Origin of the sequence: Romboutsia sp. 1001216sp1, assembly GCF_039841805.1 — a bacterium.
GTDB classification, from domain to species: Bacteria; Bacillota; Clostridia; order Peptostreptococcales; family Peptostreptococcaceae; genus Romboutsia_C; species Romboutsia_C hominis.
Genome location: NZ_JBDPHA010000015.1, coordinates 34655 through 48706, shown reverse-complemented (window position 1 = coordinate 48706; position 14052 = coordinate 34655). Strand labels below are relative to the sequence as shown.

At 30.5% G+C, this 14052-nt stretch carries 11 protein-coding genes; 6 read left to right on the top strand and 5 right to left on the bottom strand.

All coding sequences use genetic code 11. The annotated features are described in order from the left end of the window. The first annotated feature begins 199 nt into the window (after positions 1-199). Both uvrC and hprK read left to right on the top strand, forming a co-directional pair. Positions 200-2011, top strand: coding sequence for an excinuclease ABC subunit UvrC (gene uvrC / locus ABHC41_RS12560; RefSeq protein ID WP_092922299.1), 1812 nt, complete (start codon positions 200-202; stop codon positions 2009-2011). Between the two features lie 4 nt (positions 2012-2015). Beyond that, on the top strand, positions 2016-2951 hold the full coding sequence (gene hprK, locus ABHC41_RS12555; RefSeq protein ID WP_092922302.1) for an HPr(Ser) kinase/phosphatase: 936 nt from the start codon (positions 2016-2018) through the stop codon (positions 2949-2951). Between the two features lie 156 nt (positions 2952-3107). Here hprK and ABHC41_RS12550 read toward each other — a convergent pair whose 3' ends face one another. From ABHC41_RS12550 to ABHC41_RS12530, 5 genes are all read right to left on the bottom strand, one after another. Further along, positions 3108-4901, bottom strand: a complete 1794-nt coding sequence (locus ABHC41_RS12550) for an NADH-dependent [FeFe] hydrogenase, group A6 (RefSeq protein WP_271893365.1) — start codon at positions 4899-4901, stop codon at positions 3108-3110. A 25-nt stretch (positions 4902-4926) separates the two neighbouring features. Continuing rightward, positions 4927-6807: an NADH-quinone oxidoreductase subunit NuoF gene (locus ABHC41_RS12545; RefSeq protein WP_271893363.1), complete on the bottom strand. Its 1881-nt coding sequence runs from the start codon at positions 6805-6807 to the stop codon at positions 4927-4929. A gap of 12 nt (positions 6808-6819) precedes the next feature. Continuing rightward, positions 6820-7317 carry an NAD(P)H-dependent oxidoreductase subunit E gene (locus ABHC41_RS12540; protein WP_195581454.1) on the bottom strand — a complete coding sequence of 166 codons (498 nt, stop codon included), beginning with the start codon at positions 7315-7317 and terminating at the stop codon, positions 6820-6822. Positions 7318-7696: 379 nt separating this feature from the next. Then, on the bottom strand, positions 7697-9181 hold the full coding sequence (cls, locus tag ABHC41_RS12535; RefSeq protein WP_207733567.1) for a cardiolipin synthase: 1485 nt from the start codon (positions 9179-9181) through the stop codon (positions 7697-7699). Positions 9182-9382: 201 nt separating this feature from the next. After that, positions 9383-10249 carry a formate/nitrite transporter family protein gene (locus ABHC41_RS12530; protein ID WP_092922317.1) on the bottom strand — a complete coding sequence of 289 codons (867 nt, stop codon included), beginning with the start codon at positions 10247-10249 and terminating at the stop codon, positions 9383-9385. A gap of 303 nt (positions 10250-10552) precedes the next feature. Between ABHC41_RS12530 and ABHC41_RS12525 the strand changes: the two genes are divergently transcribed. The 4 genes from ABHC41_RS12525 (at position 10553) to rapZ (ending at position 14047) form a co-directional block, all read left to right on the top strand. Beyond that, positions 10553-11341, top strand: a complete 789-nt coding sequence (locus ABHC41_RS12525) for a formate/nitrite transporter family protein (protein WP_092922319.1) — start codon at positions 10553-10555, stop codon at positions 11339-11341. Positions 11342-11527: 186 nt separating this feature from the next. Further along, positions 11528-12451 carry a UDP-N-acetylmuramate dehydrogenase gene (gene murB, locus ABHC41_RS12520; protein WP_092922322.1) on the top strand — a complete coding sequence of 308 codons (924 nt, stop codon included), beginning with the start codon at positions 11528-11530 and terminating at the stop codon, positions 12449-12451. 3 nt (positions 12452-12454) lie between these two features. After that, complete coding sequence (locus ABHC41_RS12515; RefSeq protein WP_166504689.1) at positions 12455-13168, top strand: PHP domain-containing protein; 714 nt, start codon at positions 12455-12457, stop codon at positions 13166-13168. Between the two features lie 21 nt (positions 13169-13189). Further along, on the top strand, positions 13190-14047 hold the full coding sequence (gene rapZ, locus ABHC41_RS12510; RefSeq protein WP_092922327.1) for an RNase adapter RapZ: 858 nt from the start codon (positions 13190-13192) through the stop codon (positions 14045-14047). Positions 14048-14052 lie beyond the last annotated feature (5 nt).

Here is a 14052-nt window from a genome sequence, read left to right as displayed (position 1 = left end):
AATATAGCCTAAGTACTTTAATAATAAATAATTTTAAAAATTTTAAAAGTAAATATATTGATTTTGCTAAAGCGTAGGTATAAATTAGTTTTGACTGTTTTATATCTACGCTTTTAATTTTAATAAAATAATCTATGGGAATAATTTATTTTTTTAGGGTATAATTCTAATATGAAAATATAAAAGTGGAGGTAATAAATTGTTTGACATACAGGATCATTTAAAGAAACTTCCAGCACAACCTGGTGTATATTTAATGAAAGATAAGTTTGATAATATTATATATGTAGGAAAGGCTGTATCCTTAAAAAATAGAGTAAGACAATATTTTCAATCATCTAAAAATCATCCTTCAAAAGTAAAGTCTATGGTTAAAAATATATATAAATTTGAGTATATTATTACAGATTCAGAATTAGAAGCACTTATATTAGAATGTAATCTGATTAAGCAATATAGACCTAAATATAATGTTTTATTAAGGGATGATAAAACATACCCATATATTAAGGTAACAACTAATGAAGATTTTCCTAGAGTATTAAAAGTTAGAAGAGTACTAAAGGATAAGGCAAGGTATTTTGGTCCATATACTAATACAACAGCAGTGAATGATACATTAGAGATAATAAGAAATACTTATCCAATAAGAACTTGTAATATAGATATAGATAAAGCTATAAAGAACAAAATGAGACCATGCTTAAATATGCATATAAAAAAGTGTGTAGGCCCATGTACAGGAAATGTAAGCAAGGAAGATTACAATAAAATGATAGAAGAAATAATACTTTTCTTATCAGGTAAAGAAGAAAAATTAATTGAAATACTGACTGAGAAAATGAATAAATGTGCTATGGAATTTAATTTTGAAGATGCAGCTATGTACAGAGATAAAATTAGAAGTTTAGAAGAAATGATGCAAAAGCAAAAAATAGATGCCACTACATCAGACTTAAATCAAGATGTTATAGCAATGGCAAGAGCACATGATGAAGCTTGTGTTCAAGTATTCTTTATTAGAAATGGTAAAATAGTAGGTAGAGAACATTTTATATTAGAAGGGGTTATGGAAAGTGAGAGAGCATCTATATTATCATCCTTTGTTAAGCAGTTTTACATGGAACAAGAGTATATACCAAAGGAATTAATAATAGAAGATGAAATAGAAGACAGTTTTATACTAGAAGAATGGTTATCTGCTAAAAAAGGGCAAAAAGTTACTATAAGGGTTCCTCAAAAAGGAGAAAAGAAAAATCTAGTAGAAATGGTAAGAAAAAATGCTGTAGAATATCTTGAGAAATTTTCCGATATGAACAAGAGAAAGTACGAAAAAAGTATTGGAGCTTTAGATGAGTTAAAAAATATACTAGGATTAGACAAAAGACCAAAAAGAATAGAGTCCTTTGATATATCAAATATACAAGGTGTAGACTCTATTGGTTCTATGGTAGTATTTACTGATGGAAAAAAAGATAAAAAGGAATATCGTAGATATAAAATAAAAACAGTTATAGGTCCTAATGATTTTGATTCTATGGCAGAAATAGTAGAAAGAAGATTGAAGTATGGAGATTTACCAGATTTAATTCTTTTAGATGGAGGAAAAGGACAAGTTAGTGCAGTAAAAAAAGTTTTAGAAAGATATAATGTAGAAATACCTCTATGGGGAATGTATAAAGACGATAAACATAGAACAAAGGGACTTATTTCCCAGGAAAAAGAGATTGAACTAGATAAAACATCTAACTTGTATAGATTTGTCGCAAGTATTCAAGAAGAAGTTCATAACTATGCTATAACATATCACAGAAGTTTAAGAAATAAATCTTTGACAAAATCAGTTCTAGATGATATACAAGGAATAGGGGAAAAAAGAAAAAAAGCTCTATTAAATCACTTTAAAGATATAGAATCTATAAAAAAAGCTAACATTGAAGAATTATTAGAAGTGGAAGGAATGAATAGAGCAGCCTGTGAGAATGTTTACAATTATTTCAGAAAGGGATAATAATATGAATTTCATCGATAAGGTTTCAATCAAAGAAATTATAAAGGATTTAGAATTAGAAGTAGTATATATGCCTGATAATAAAGAGTACTATGTATATTCTCAGGATGTAAATAGGCCAGGATTACAATATGCTGGATATTTTGAACATTTTGCTTATGATAGAATTCAAATAATAGGAAGAGCAGAATATAATTACTTTAGTTATTTAGATGCAGAAAGAAGAGAAAATGTACTAGATAAATTATTTTCTTATGAAATTCCTGCACTTATAGTAACAAGAGGATTGGAAGTTAATTCTGATGTCATAAAATATGCTAAGAAGTATGGAAGAATAATTTTAAGCACAAAGAGAAATACAACTAGATTTATAAACAGATTATCAAATTATTTAGATGATAGAATGGCACCTCATACTACATTGCATGGTGTATTAGTGGATGTATATGGTATAGGAGTATTAATAAAGGGAGAAAGTAGCATTGGTAAATCAGAAACAGCTTTAGAATTAGTTCAAAGAGGTCATAGATTAGTTGCCGATGATGCAGTAGAAATAAGAAGATTAGATGAAAGTGTACTTTTAGGGCAATCCCCAGAGTTACTTAGACATTTTTTAGAAATAAGAGGGATTGGTATAATAGATGTGAGAAGCTTGTATGGTGCTGGCGCTGTAAAAAATAGTAAAACTATTGATTTAGTAGTGCACTTAGAGGCTTGGAATGAAGATAAATATTATGATAGATTAGGATTAGACAAAGAATTTGAAGAAATTTTAGAAGTAAGTGTCGAGAAGTTAGTTGTACCAGTTAAACCTGGTAGAAATACAGCTATGATAATAGAAGTTGCAGCCATGAACTTTAGGCAAAAGGGAATGGGATATGATGCAGCACAAGAATTTACTAAAAAATTATCTCAACTTATAGATACTAAGAAGTGTTAAGTAAAAATATTTAAAAAGATGGTGTAGGTAGGAATAAATAATAAGCTTATCTACACTTTTTATTTGTAAAATATTATAGTATGTAAATAAAAAGTGAATTGACCAATATTATTTAATTAGCTCAATTCACTTATATTAAAATTTTACTAATTTAGGTTAAACTGTTGCATCAGACTCTTTTATACAAGTGCATTCTCCATTATTTACATTGTAAACTAAGCTCTTATCAAAATAGTGAGTATGAAGGAATTTATGAGCAACTTTTCCATAAGGTTCTCCTAAGAATTCATCATATAATGCTACTATAGCAGGATTTTCATGAGATTTACGAAGTTTTTTATTTCTATCTATATTATATAACCCTAAAGCCCTTTTCTTAACAACATCATAATCACCATGATGATATGGTTGACCAGCACCAGCAATACATCCACCAGGACAAGCCATTACCTCTATTATATGGTACTTAGAGTTTCCGTTTTTAACTTCATCCATAACTTTTCTAGCATTTCCAAGGCTACTAGCTATACATACATTTACAATAGTACCATCTATATCTATACTAGCTTCCTTTATACCTTCCATCCCTCTAACTTGAGTGAAGTTTACATCAGCAAGTTCTTTATCAGTTACCCATTCATAAGCAGTACGAAGAGCAGCCTCTAAAACACCGCCAGTAGTACCGAATATATCAGCAGCCCCAGAAGATTTACCTAGTGGGTTATCAAAATCTTTTTCATCTAATGTTAAGAAATCTATACCTGCTTCTTTTATCATTTTAGCAAGTTCTCTTGTAGTTATAGAAACATCAACATCGAGAACCTCTTCTTGACCTAATTCAGTTCTAGAACATTCATATTTCTTAGCTACACAAGGCATCACTGAAACAATATACATATCTTTTGGTTTTATATTTATAACTTTAGGAGCAAAATAATTCTTGGCTATAGCTCCAAACATTTCTTGTGGTGATTTACAACTTGAAGGAAGATTTAGAAATTCTGGATAGTTTTTTTCAACAAAGTTTATCCAAGCAGGGCAACAACTTGTTAAGATAGGAAGATTTTTACCTTTTTTAAGTCTGTGTAAGAACTCAGAAGCTTCCTCTAATATAGTAAGGTCAGCAGAGAAGTTAGTATCAAATACATATTTAAAGCCAAGAGCTTTTAACGCAGATACCATTTTTCCTGTAGTTATAGTACCTGGCTCTAATCCAAATTCTTCTCCTAAAGCAACTCTTACAGCAGGAGCAACTTGAACGGCTACAGTCTTTTCTTTTTGATTTAAGGCATTCCATACAGTAGGTATATTATTTACCTCTGTTAAAGCTCCTGTTGGACATACTGCTATACATTGACCACAGAAAGTACATTCAGTTTCACATAAATCAGAATTGAAGAAGGTGCTAACTTCTGTGCCAAATCCACGATTTATGCCAGATAAAACGCCTACACTTTGTATATCATTACACATTGTTTCACATCTTCTACATAAGATGCATTTGTCATGGTCTTTTACTATTGATTCTGTTGAAGTGTCTTTTGGAGAAGTTGATTGTTCGCCTTTATATCTGATTTTTCTTATACCTAAATCAGCGGCTATACTTTGTAATTCGCAGTTTCCATTTTTCTCACAAACTAAACAATCTTGAGGATGGTCTGATAATAATAATTCAACAACATTTTTACGAGCCTTTAAAGCTTCTTTAGTATTGGTTTGAACATCCATACCTTCTTTAACTAAAGTACCGCAAGCAGGAACTAAACCTCTTCCAGCACTAACCATACATACACGGCAAGATGCGCATTGGTTAATCATATTTATTTCTTTCATTTTTAGGTGACAAAGATTAGGTATTTGAACATTTACTTCTTTTGCAGCTTCTAAAATAGTACTGCCTTTAGGAACTGAAACAGACTTGCCATTTATAGTTAAGTTAACTAAACTCATTTTTATCCCCCCAATAAAGCTAAATTTATTGTTTTATGATAGCATTAAATTTACAATTATCCATACAAGCACCACACTTTAAGCACTTAGAAACATCTATTACGTGTTTTTCTTTAGGTTTACCAGATATACATCCAGCAGGGCATATTCTGCTACACTTAGTACATCCCTTACAGTCATCAGTTATGATGTAATCAAGAAGTGCTTGACACTTTCCAGATGGACATTTTTTATCTACAACGTGAGCAACATACTCATCATAGAAGTTATCAAGTGTACTTAAAACTGGGTTAGGAGCACATTTACCAAGGCCACATAAAGAAGTAGTCTTTATAGTTGTTGCCAACTCTTTTAAATCAGCTAAATCTTGTAAAGTACCTTTACCTTCTGTTATTTTTGTAAGCATTTCAAGTAATCTCTTATTACCTATACGGCAAGGAGTACATTTACCACAAGATTCTTCTACAGTAAATTCTAAGAAGAATTTACATATATCTACCATACAATCGGAATCATCAAGAACGAGCATACCACCTGAACCCATCATAGAACCTATAGAGCTTAATGATTTAAAATCTATAGGAGTATCAAGGTTGTTAGATGCAATACATCCACCAGATGGTCCTCCAGTTTGAACAGCTTTAAACTCTCTTTCATTAGGTATACCGCCACCTATTTCATATACTATTTCTCTTAAAGTAGTGCCCATAGGAACTTCAACAAGACCTACGTTATTTATTTTTCCGCCAAGTGCGAAAACTTTAGTTCCTGGAGAATTTTCAGTACCGTACTTAGTAAACCATTCGGCACCTTCATTTATTATTGCAGGGATATTAGCGAAAGTTTCAACGTTGTTTAAGCAAGTTGGTTTATCCCATAAACCACGCTTAGAAGAACTATAAGTCTTCATTCTAGGCTCTCCACGTTTACCTTCTATTGAATTAATGAGGGCAGTACCTTCACCACAAACGAATGCTCCAGCACCATACTTTAAGTCTATATTAAAGTTAAAATCTGTACCTAATATATTGTCTCCAAGAAGACCAATTTCTTGGGCTTGAGATATAGCAACTTTTAACCTTTCTATTGCAAGAGGGTACTCAGCCCTTATGTATATGTGACCTGTATCAGCACCTACAGCATAGCCACATATAGCCATAGCTTCTAATACGCTGTGAGGGTCACCTTCAAGTATAGATCTATCCATGAATGCACCTGGATCACCTTCATCGGCATTACATACAACATATTTTTGACCTGGAGGAGTTTGAGCAGTAGATTCCCATTTAACTCCTGTAGGGAAACCGGCACCACCCCTGCCTCTAAGGCCAGAAGCTTTTATTTCTTCAATAACTTGTTCTGGTGTTAATTCATTTATACATTTACCAAGTGCAACGTATCCTTGACATCCTAGATATTCGTTTATATTTTCAGGATTTATATGACCACAATTTCTAAGGGCAACACGAGATTGCTTTTTATAGAAGGACATATCGTCATGTTTTTCAACTTTTCTATGACCAAGAGCAGGTTCTTCAAATAATAGTCTTTCAACAACTTCATGCTTAACTAGATGTGTATCAACTATCTCCTTAGCATCGTCTGGAGTTACTTGAACATAGAAAACATTATCAGGGAAGACCTTAACTATTGGACCCTTAGCACAGAATCCAAAACATCCTGTAAGATGAACTTCAGCTTGACTTTCAAGACCTGCATTTTTTATTTCATTTCTCAAATTTTTTATTATAAGATTACTATCTGCAGAAGTACATCCAGTACCTCCACAGACTAATAATTCTCTTTTTGTTAAGTTCCCTTTAGAATGATTTTCTCTCATATCAAGGGCTGGTTTATACTTTGCAACCAGGCTTTTTAATTCTTCAAAAGATTTTATCTTACTCATTTATTTCCCCCCTTAGCAATTTATTTCTGTTTCTCTATAATTGTCTAAGATACTAGTAACATCTTCAGGCTTAACTTGTCCATAAACTTTACCATTTACCACAACAACCGGAGCAAGGCCACATGCACCAACACATCTTAATCCCTCAAGAGAGAATTTAAGATCCTTTGTAGTTTCTCCAGATTTTATACCAAGTTCTTTTTCAAATTGTGCTAATATTTTATCTGCACCTTTAACGAAGCAAACAGTACCTAAACATACACTTATTTTATATTCACCTCTTGGCTCAGTGGTAAAGTAAGAATAGAAACTAACAACACCGTACACTTTAGATGGAGCAACATCTAAAGCTTTAGCTATATAAAGTTGTACTTCTTTAGGCAAGAAGCCAAATATACCTTGAGCATGGTGTAGTACTTGGATTAAAGCGCCCTTTCTAGTTTCAAGAGAATCAATGAAGTTGTCTAATTGGTCAAATAAATGCTTGTTACGTGAATAAAAGTCACACATACAAATCCCCCTTATCGTATAAAAAATTTAAACTAATAAAACTTTAAGGTATAATAAGAGTTTTATTAAAAATTAACTTCATAAAATAATACTTATCTTATAATAGTAGATTTTATATTATTTTATGCCAAAAAGTTAACTAAAATTAAGATATACCCATTGGAAATATGTTAAATCAGTAAATCTAAGATGAAAAATTAGATGAGTATTACGATGTTAGTAAAGATGTGATAGTTTAAATGATAATTATATTATAATATATAAAATAGTTAAAAAGTTAAAATTTAAAGAATTAGTGAAAGAATATTTTGAATTATCTAAAAATATACAATAAATAAAAGTATGCATCAAGTTAAAACTCAATACATACTTTTATTTATTACAATACAGGAGATAAAAGTCTAGAAATAGACTGCTTTATTCTCACTATATTTGATCTTGAATTATATATATCTAAGGTAATTTCTTTAGATTTTAGAATGTCATTTTCAAATATTTTCTTTTGTTTCTTAGCAACTTCAGGAGAGTACATAAATGCATTAACCTCAAAGTTTAACTCGAAACTTCTTATATCCATATTAGCTGTACCAATAGAGCAGATAGTATCATCAATAACTATGGTCTTAGCATGTAAAAATGCATTCTCGTCATAAGTATACAGTTTTGCACCGAATTTTAATAACTCACCTGCATAAGAGTAAGATGCCCAATATACAAATGGGTGGTCAGGTTTAGATGGTATCATTATTCTAACATCAACACCAGATAGACATGCTACCCTTAGTATATCTACTAAAGTTTTATCTAAGATAAAATAAGGGCTTTGTATATAAAGGTACTTCTTAGCTCCCTGAATCATTTTCATATACCCATATTTTATTTCATCTAATTCTGTTATATCAGGACCACTAGATACAATTTGAACACCAACATTGTCACAAGAAGTCTCAGTTGGAACCATAGTATTTTTTTGAATGAAATACTTATCCATATCTAAATTTTCCTGAGTTGTAAATCTCCAATCAAGCATAAATCTAATATTTAAATCTCTTACACATTCTCCTGTAAGTTTAAGGTGAGTATCTCTCCAGTAACCAAATTTAGGGTCTTTACCTAAATATTCATCACCAACATTATTCCCACCAACGAAACCAACATTACCATCTATAACAACAATTTTACGATGATTTCTATAGTTTAGGTTGAAGTTTACTATTTTCATAAAAGAAGGGAAGAAGCAACCAACTTTAACTCCGGCTTTTTTTAACTTAGCTATAGATTTATCTGAGAAGAGTCTACTTCCTACAGCATCATATAGAAGCCTTACTTCTACACCCTCATCTAATTTTTCTAATAGAATATCTATTACTTTATTTCCGATGTCATCATCTTTAAATATATAAAACTGTATATTTATATACTCCTTAGCCTTTTTTAATTCATCTAATAGAGAATCAAAAAATTCCTTAGGTTTTTCATATATATCAACAGAGTTATTAGTTGAATAATGTGCATAGTTAGAATTAGCTAGAGCATAAATAATATCCTTATTAGCTAATAAGCTAGGATCTAGACTGTTATCACATTCTAATTTAGCATGAGTGTTAACTATATTATCTTTTAAAATCCTATCTTCTTCTTCTTTAATCTTAAACATATTATCTTTGGAGATTCCATGTCCAAAAGTAATATATAATACAAAACCTACAGCAGGAATGGTTAAAAGTATAAGAATCCATGCCATTGTAGTTTGAGTATCTCTTTTTTCTCTAAATATAAGATGTATCACTGCAGAAAAGTTTAATATATAGATTAGTGTCACAAACATTTCATAGGCCGAATCTTTAATAAAAGATAAGTTCATCACAAAACCCCCTTCTAGAATAAGTACGAATAAATATATATTTTAATACTATTTATAGCACATAGTCAATAAATAAGGTATAAATTTAACGTAAATACAAAAGAATGTCGAAAAAATAAGGATTAGCTAACAGAATGTATTAATAATAAAAAAAGAGATTATACTGTGATTATAGTATAATCTCTTGAATATTTATATTAATTAAGCTGCTTTCTTAGCTTCTGAAGATTCTTCTTTATTAGCATATAAGAAGAAGTATATACCAGCAACGAATATTGCCCCTCCTAATATGTTACCTATTGTAACTGGTATTAAGTTATTCATGAATATGCTTGGTACGTTTATAGCAGCTGCATCAGCGGCAGTTTTGTGAGCTGCTTCTAAGAATGCAGTATTTCCTTTAGCGAATAAACCTGCGAATAAGTATCCCATGTTAGCAACACTATGCTCAAATCCAGCACAAACAAATAAGAATATACCGATGAATCCAGTTAAAACTTTACCAGATATATCCTTAGCTCCGTAGCTCATCCATACAGTAACACAAACTATCCAGTTACATAATATACCTGATATCATAGCAGATATCCAAGGGAAACCTAATTTACCGATAGCATTTTTAACAACAACACCACCATATAGTCCGTTACTCCAATCGAATACACCAGACATACTAACCATCCATGCAACTAATACTGCACCTAATAAGTTACCTATCCAAACTAAAGCCCAGTTCTTGAAAGCTTGTCCCCAAGTAACTTTTTTCTTGAAAGCTGCTAAAGCTACAAGTATATTTCCTGTGAATAAGTCCGCACCAGCTATTAAAACAAATATAAGTCCAGCAGGGAACATAAGTCCAGCTACCATTTTACCTAATCCGTAAGTAGCAGGGTTTGCTAATAAGTTGTAAGCAGCTGCAACTGATCCTAAAGCACCGAATGCTATGTAAGCACCAGCTAAGAATGCAGAAGCTAAAACTTTTTTAGTTGGCGTAGTAGCCTTTTTTATACCAGTGTTGATAGTGTACTCTGCTATTTCAGCTGGCATAAGCATTTTCTTATCTGACATATAAAGTCCTCCTCTAAAATATATAAATATTATTAAATAATAAATTTCAAACTTGTTATGAAATTTTAATTTTTCTGTCGAAAAACACAACAGTAGTAATTATACAATAAAAATTTAACTTTGTATACATAAAACATTCAACTTAATAAAATGTGAAATTAATCTACAAAAACGTCTTTTATAATGTGAGTAACTATGTTTAAAAATATATATTTAGTATACATGGTTTGTATTTGTAGATAAATTAACTATGATGGTGCTATAATCTTTTTAAGTGCTTATATAAAAATAGGGGGTGGATTTATGGACAAAAGATTCTTAACACCCAGGGAAGTAGCAAATGCTACTGTAAATGTAGGTATAAATAAAGCTAACTTATCTACTAGCTCATGTATTAGGTTAGGTATGCTTGCAGGTATTTTTATAGGCTTTGGAGGATTAGGAAACATACTATTCGGTCAAACTATATCTAATATAGACCCAGGGCTAGGTAGATTTGTTGGAGCGATGGTGTTCCCTGTTGGACTTATGTTAGTTGTAATATGCGGAGCAGAACTTTTTACAGGAAACAATTTAATGACCTTAGCAATTTTAGAAAAGAAAATAACTATAGGTCAAATGTTTAGGAATTGGAGCTTTGTATATTTGGCAAACTTTGTAGGATCTGTAGTTCTAGCTTTAATTGTATTTTATTCAGGTACATTATCTGGTGATGCAGCTACTAAAGCAATAGCTATAGCAGAATCTAAAGCAAATCTTGATATTTTGCAGATGTTCTTAAGAGCTATAATGTGTAATATTTTAGTTGTTTTAGCAGTATGGATGGCTACAGCTTCTCAAGATATAGCATCAAAAATATTTTCATGTTGGTTCCCAATAATGCTATTTGTATTATGTGGATTTGAACATAGTATTGCGAATATGTTCTTCATACCTATGGGAATGTTATTAGGTGCACAAGTTAGTATAGTAGGATTACTAATAAATCTAGTTTTTGTAACATTAGGAAATATTGTAGGAGGGGCTATAATTATTCCCTTTGCATATCATAGATGTTACCTTAAAAAAACAACATCAAAAAATACTAATTAGGAACATTGCGTTGATATAGCTATATCAACGCTTTTTTAATTTACTTTAGACCTTTATATATTGTTATTTTTTTTTTAATACATTATTATATATAAGATAGATGAAATTAATAAAATACAAGTAAATGAATATAAATAAGTATATAAATATGTATAATTAGTATAAACTAGGAGGAAATATAGATATATGAATAAGGAATTTATATATAACAGTTTATTAGATATATTAGGCGAAGAAAATAAAGGAAATATAATGGTAGATGAGCCGATGAAAAAACACATATCATTTAGAGTTGGTGGACCTGCCGATATATTAGTAAAGCCAAATACAGAAGAACAGATAAGAGATATTATAAAACTATTAAAGGAAGAAAACGTTCCATATATTGTAATAGGAAATGGTTCAAACTTATTAGTTAAAGATGGTGGAATAAGAGGAGTTGTTATTGAAATATCAAATAATTTCAATGACTTCGAAATAGAAGGAACTACTGTAAAAATTAAATCAGGAGCAATGCTTTCTGTAGTTGGGAAAGCTGTAATGAGGGAAGAGTTAAAAGGCTTTGAATTTGCGGCTGGAATACCAGGTACATTAGGTGGGGCATTAGCTATGAATGCAGGTGCTTATGGCGGAGAAATGAAGGATATAGTTAAATCTGTAAGACTTATGGATACAGATGGTAATATATTTGAGTTTACAAATGAACAAATGGAATTTGAATATAGAAAAAGTATTTTAACTAGAACAAACTATATAGTATTATCAGCAGTAATAGAATTAGAAAAAGGAAACTATGAAGAAATAAAAGAAACAATGAAAGACTTTACTCAAAGAAGAGTTACAAAGCAACCTTTAAGTTTACCAAGTGCGGGAAGTACTTTTAAAAGACCAGAAGGACACTTTGCAGGTAAATTAATAGAGGACTGTGGATTAAAAGGTCTTACATTAGGTGGAGCACAAGTTTCTGAAAAGCACAGTGGATTTGTTGTTAATATAGGCAATGCTAAAGCTAAAGATTTATTGGATTTAATGTATGTAGTAAAAAGTACTGTTAATGCTAAGTTCAATGTTTTACTTGAAGAAGAGGTTAAGATACTTGGAGAGGACTAAAATATGCAAATATTAGCAGATTATCATACACACACTATATATAGTCATGGAAAAGGTACAATAGAAGAGAATGTTAAAGTGGCTATGTCTAAGGGTATAAAAAAAATCGGAATATCAGACCATGGATATAGACATATGACATATGGTGTTAAACTAAAAGATATACAAAAAATGAGAGAAGAAATTGATAAATTGAACCAAAAATACCCTAATATAGATATCCTTTTAGGAATGGAATGTAATATACTAGATAAAAATGGTAACATAGATATAAATGAAAATATTATACATTTTTTCGATTACGTAATGGCAGGGTATCATTTTGGATCAGCTCCAACATCATTAAAAAGTATGATGAATCATTTTAATAATTACATTATAAAAAATGAAAAGGCAAAAGAGTATAATACTCAAGGCATAATAAATGCTATGAGAAACAATGATATTTTTATTATAACGCATCCTGGAGATAAAGGAGATGTGTATATAGAGGAAATAGCTAAGGTGGCAAAAGAGACTAATACAAGACTTGAAATTAATAGTAGTCATGGATATTTAAATGTAGAACAGCTAAAAAAAATAAAACATTTAGGAAATACATTTATAATAGGATCTGATGCACACATACCTAATAACGTAGGAAATTTTGACAAAGCTATGAAGACTATTAAAGAAGCTAAATTAGATTTATTATTTGTTGAAAATATAAGAGTATAAAAATTTAAGGGGGTAAGTTAGATGAAATTTGTAATAGTTACTGGACTTTCTGGGTCAGGAAAAAGTGAAACTATGAGAGCTTTAGAAGATATGGGATTTTATTGTGTAGATAACTTACCACCTGCTTTAATAACAAAATTTGCAGAGTTATGTTATCAACCAAATTCAAGTATTGATAAAGTTGCTTTAGGTATAGATATTAGAGGAAGAAGATTTTTCAAGGAACTTCATGAGAGTTTAGAGTATTTAAAAAAAGAAAACTATAAATATGAAATGTTATATTTAGATTGTTCAGATAGAGTATTATTAAATAGATATAAAATGACAAGAAGAAATCATCCTCTTTCTATGAACGTATCTTTAACAGAAGGTATAAAAATGGAAAGAGAGATAATGGAACCCTTAAAAGAAGTATCTGATTCTATTATAGATACGACTAATATGAAGCCTAAGGATTTAAAGGAAGAGATAAGCAAGATATACTCTCAAGGAGAAGAAAATAATAAATTAACTATATCTGTATTATCATTTGGATTTAAACATGGTATACCAGCAGATTGTGATTTAGTATTTGATGTAAGATTCTTGCCAAATCCATACTATCTAGAAGAATTAAGACCTAAAACAGGTGACGAACAAGATGTAAGAGATTATGTTATGAATTCTAAGATAAGTCAAGAATTTTTTTACAAATTAAATGATATGATACAATTTTTAGTACCACAGTATATAGAAGAAGGAAAGCAACATTTAGTTATTGGTATAGGTTGTACTGGAGGTAGACATAGATCTGTAACTATAGCGAATCTTATATATGATGAGCTGATGAAAAAAGGATATAGGGTCGTAAAGAAACACAGAGACTCTATGATTAGATAATCTGG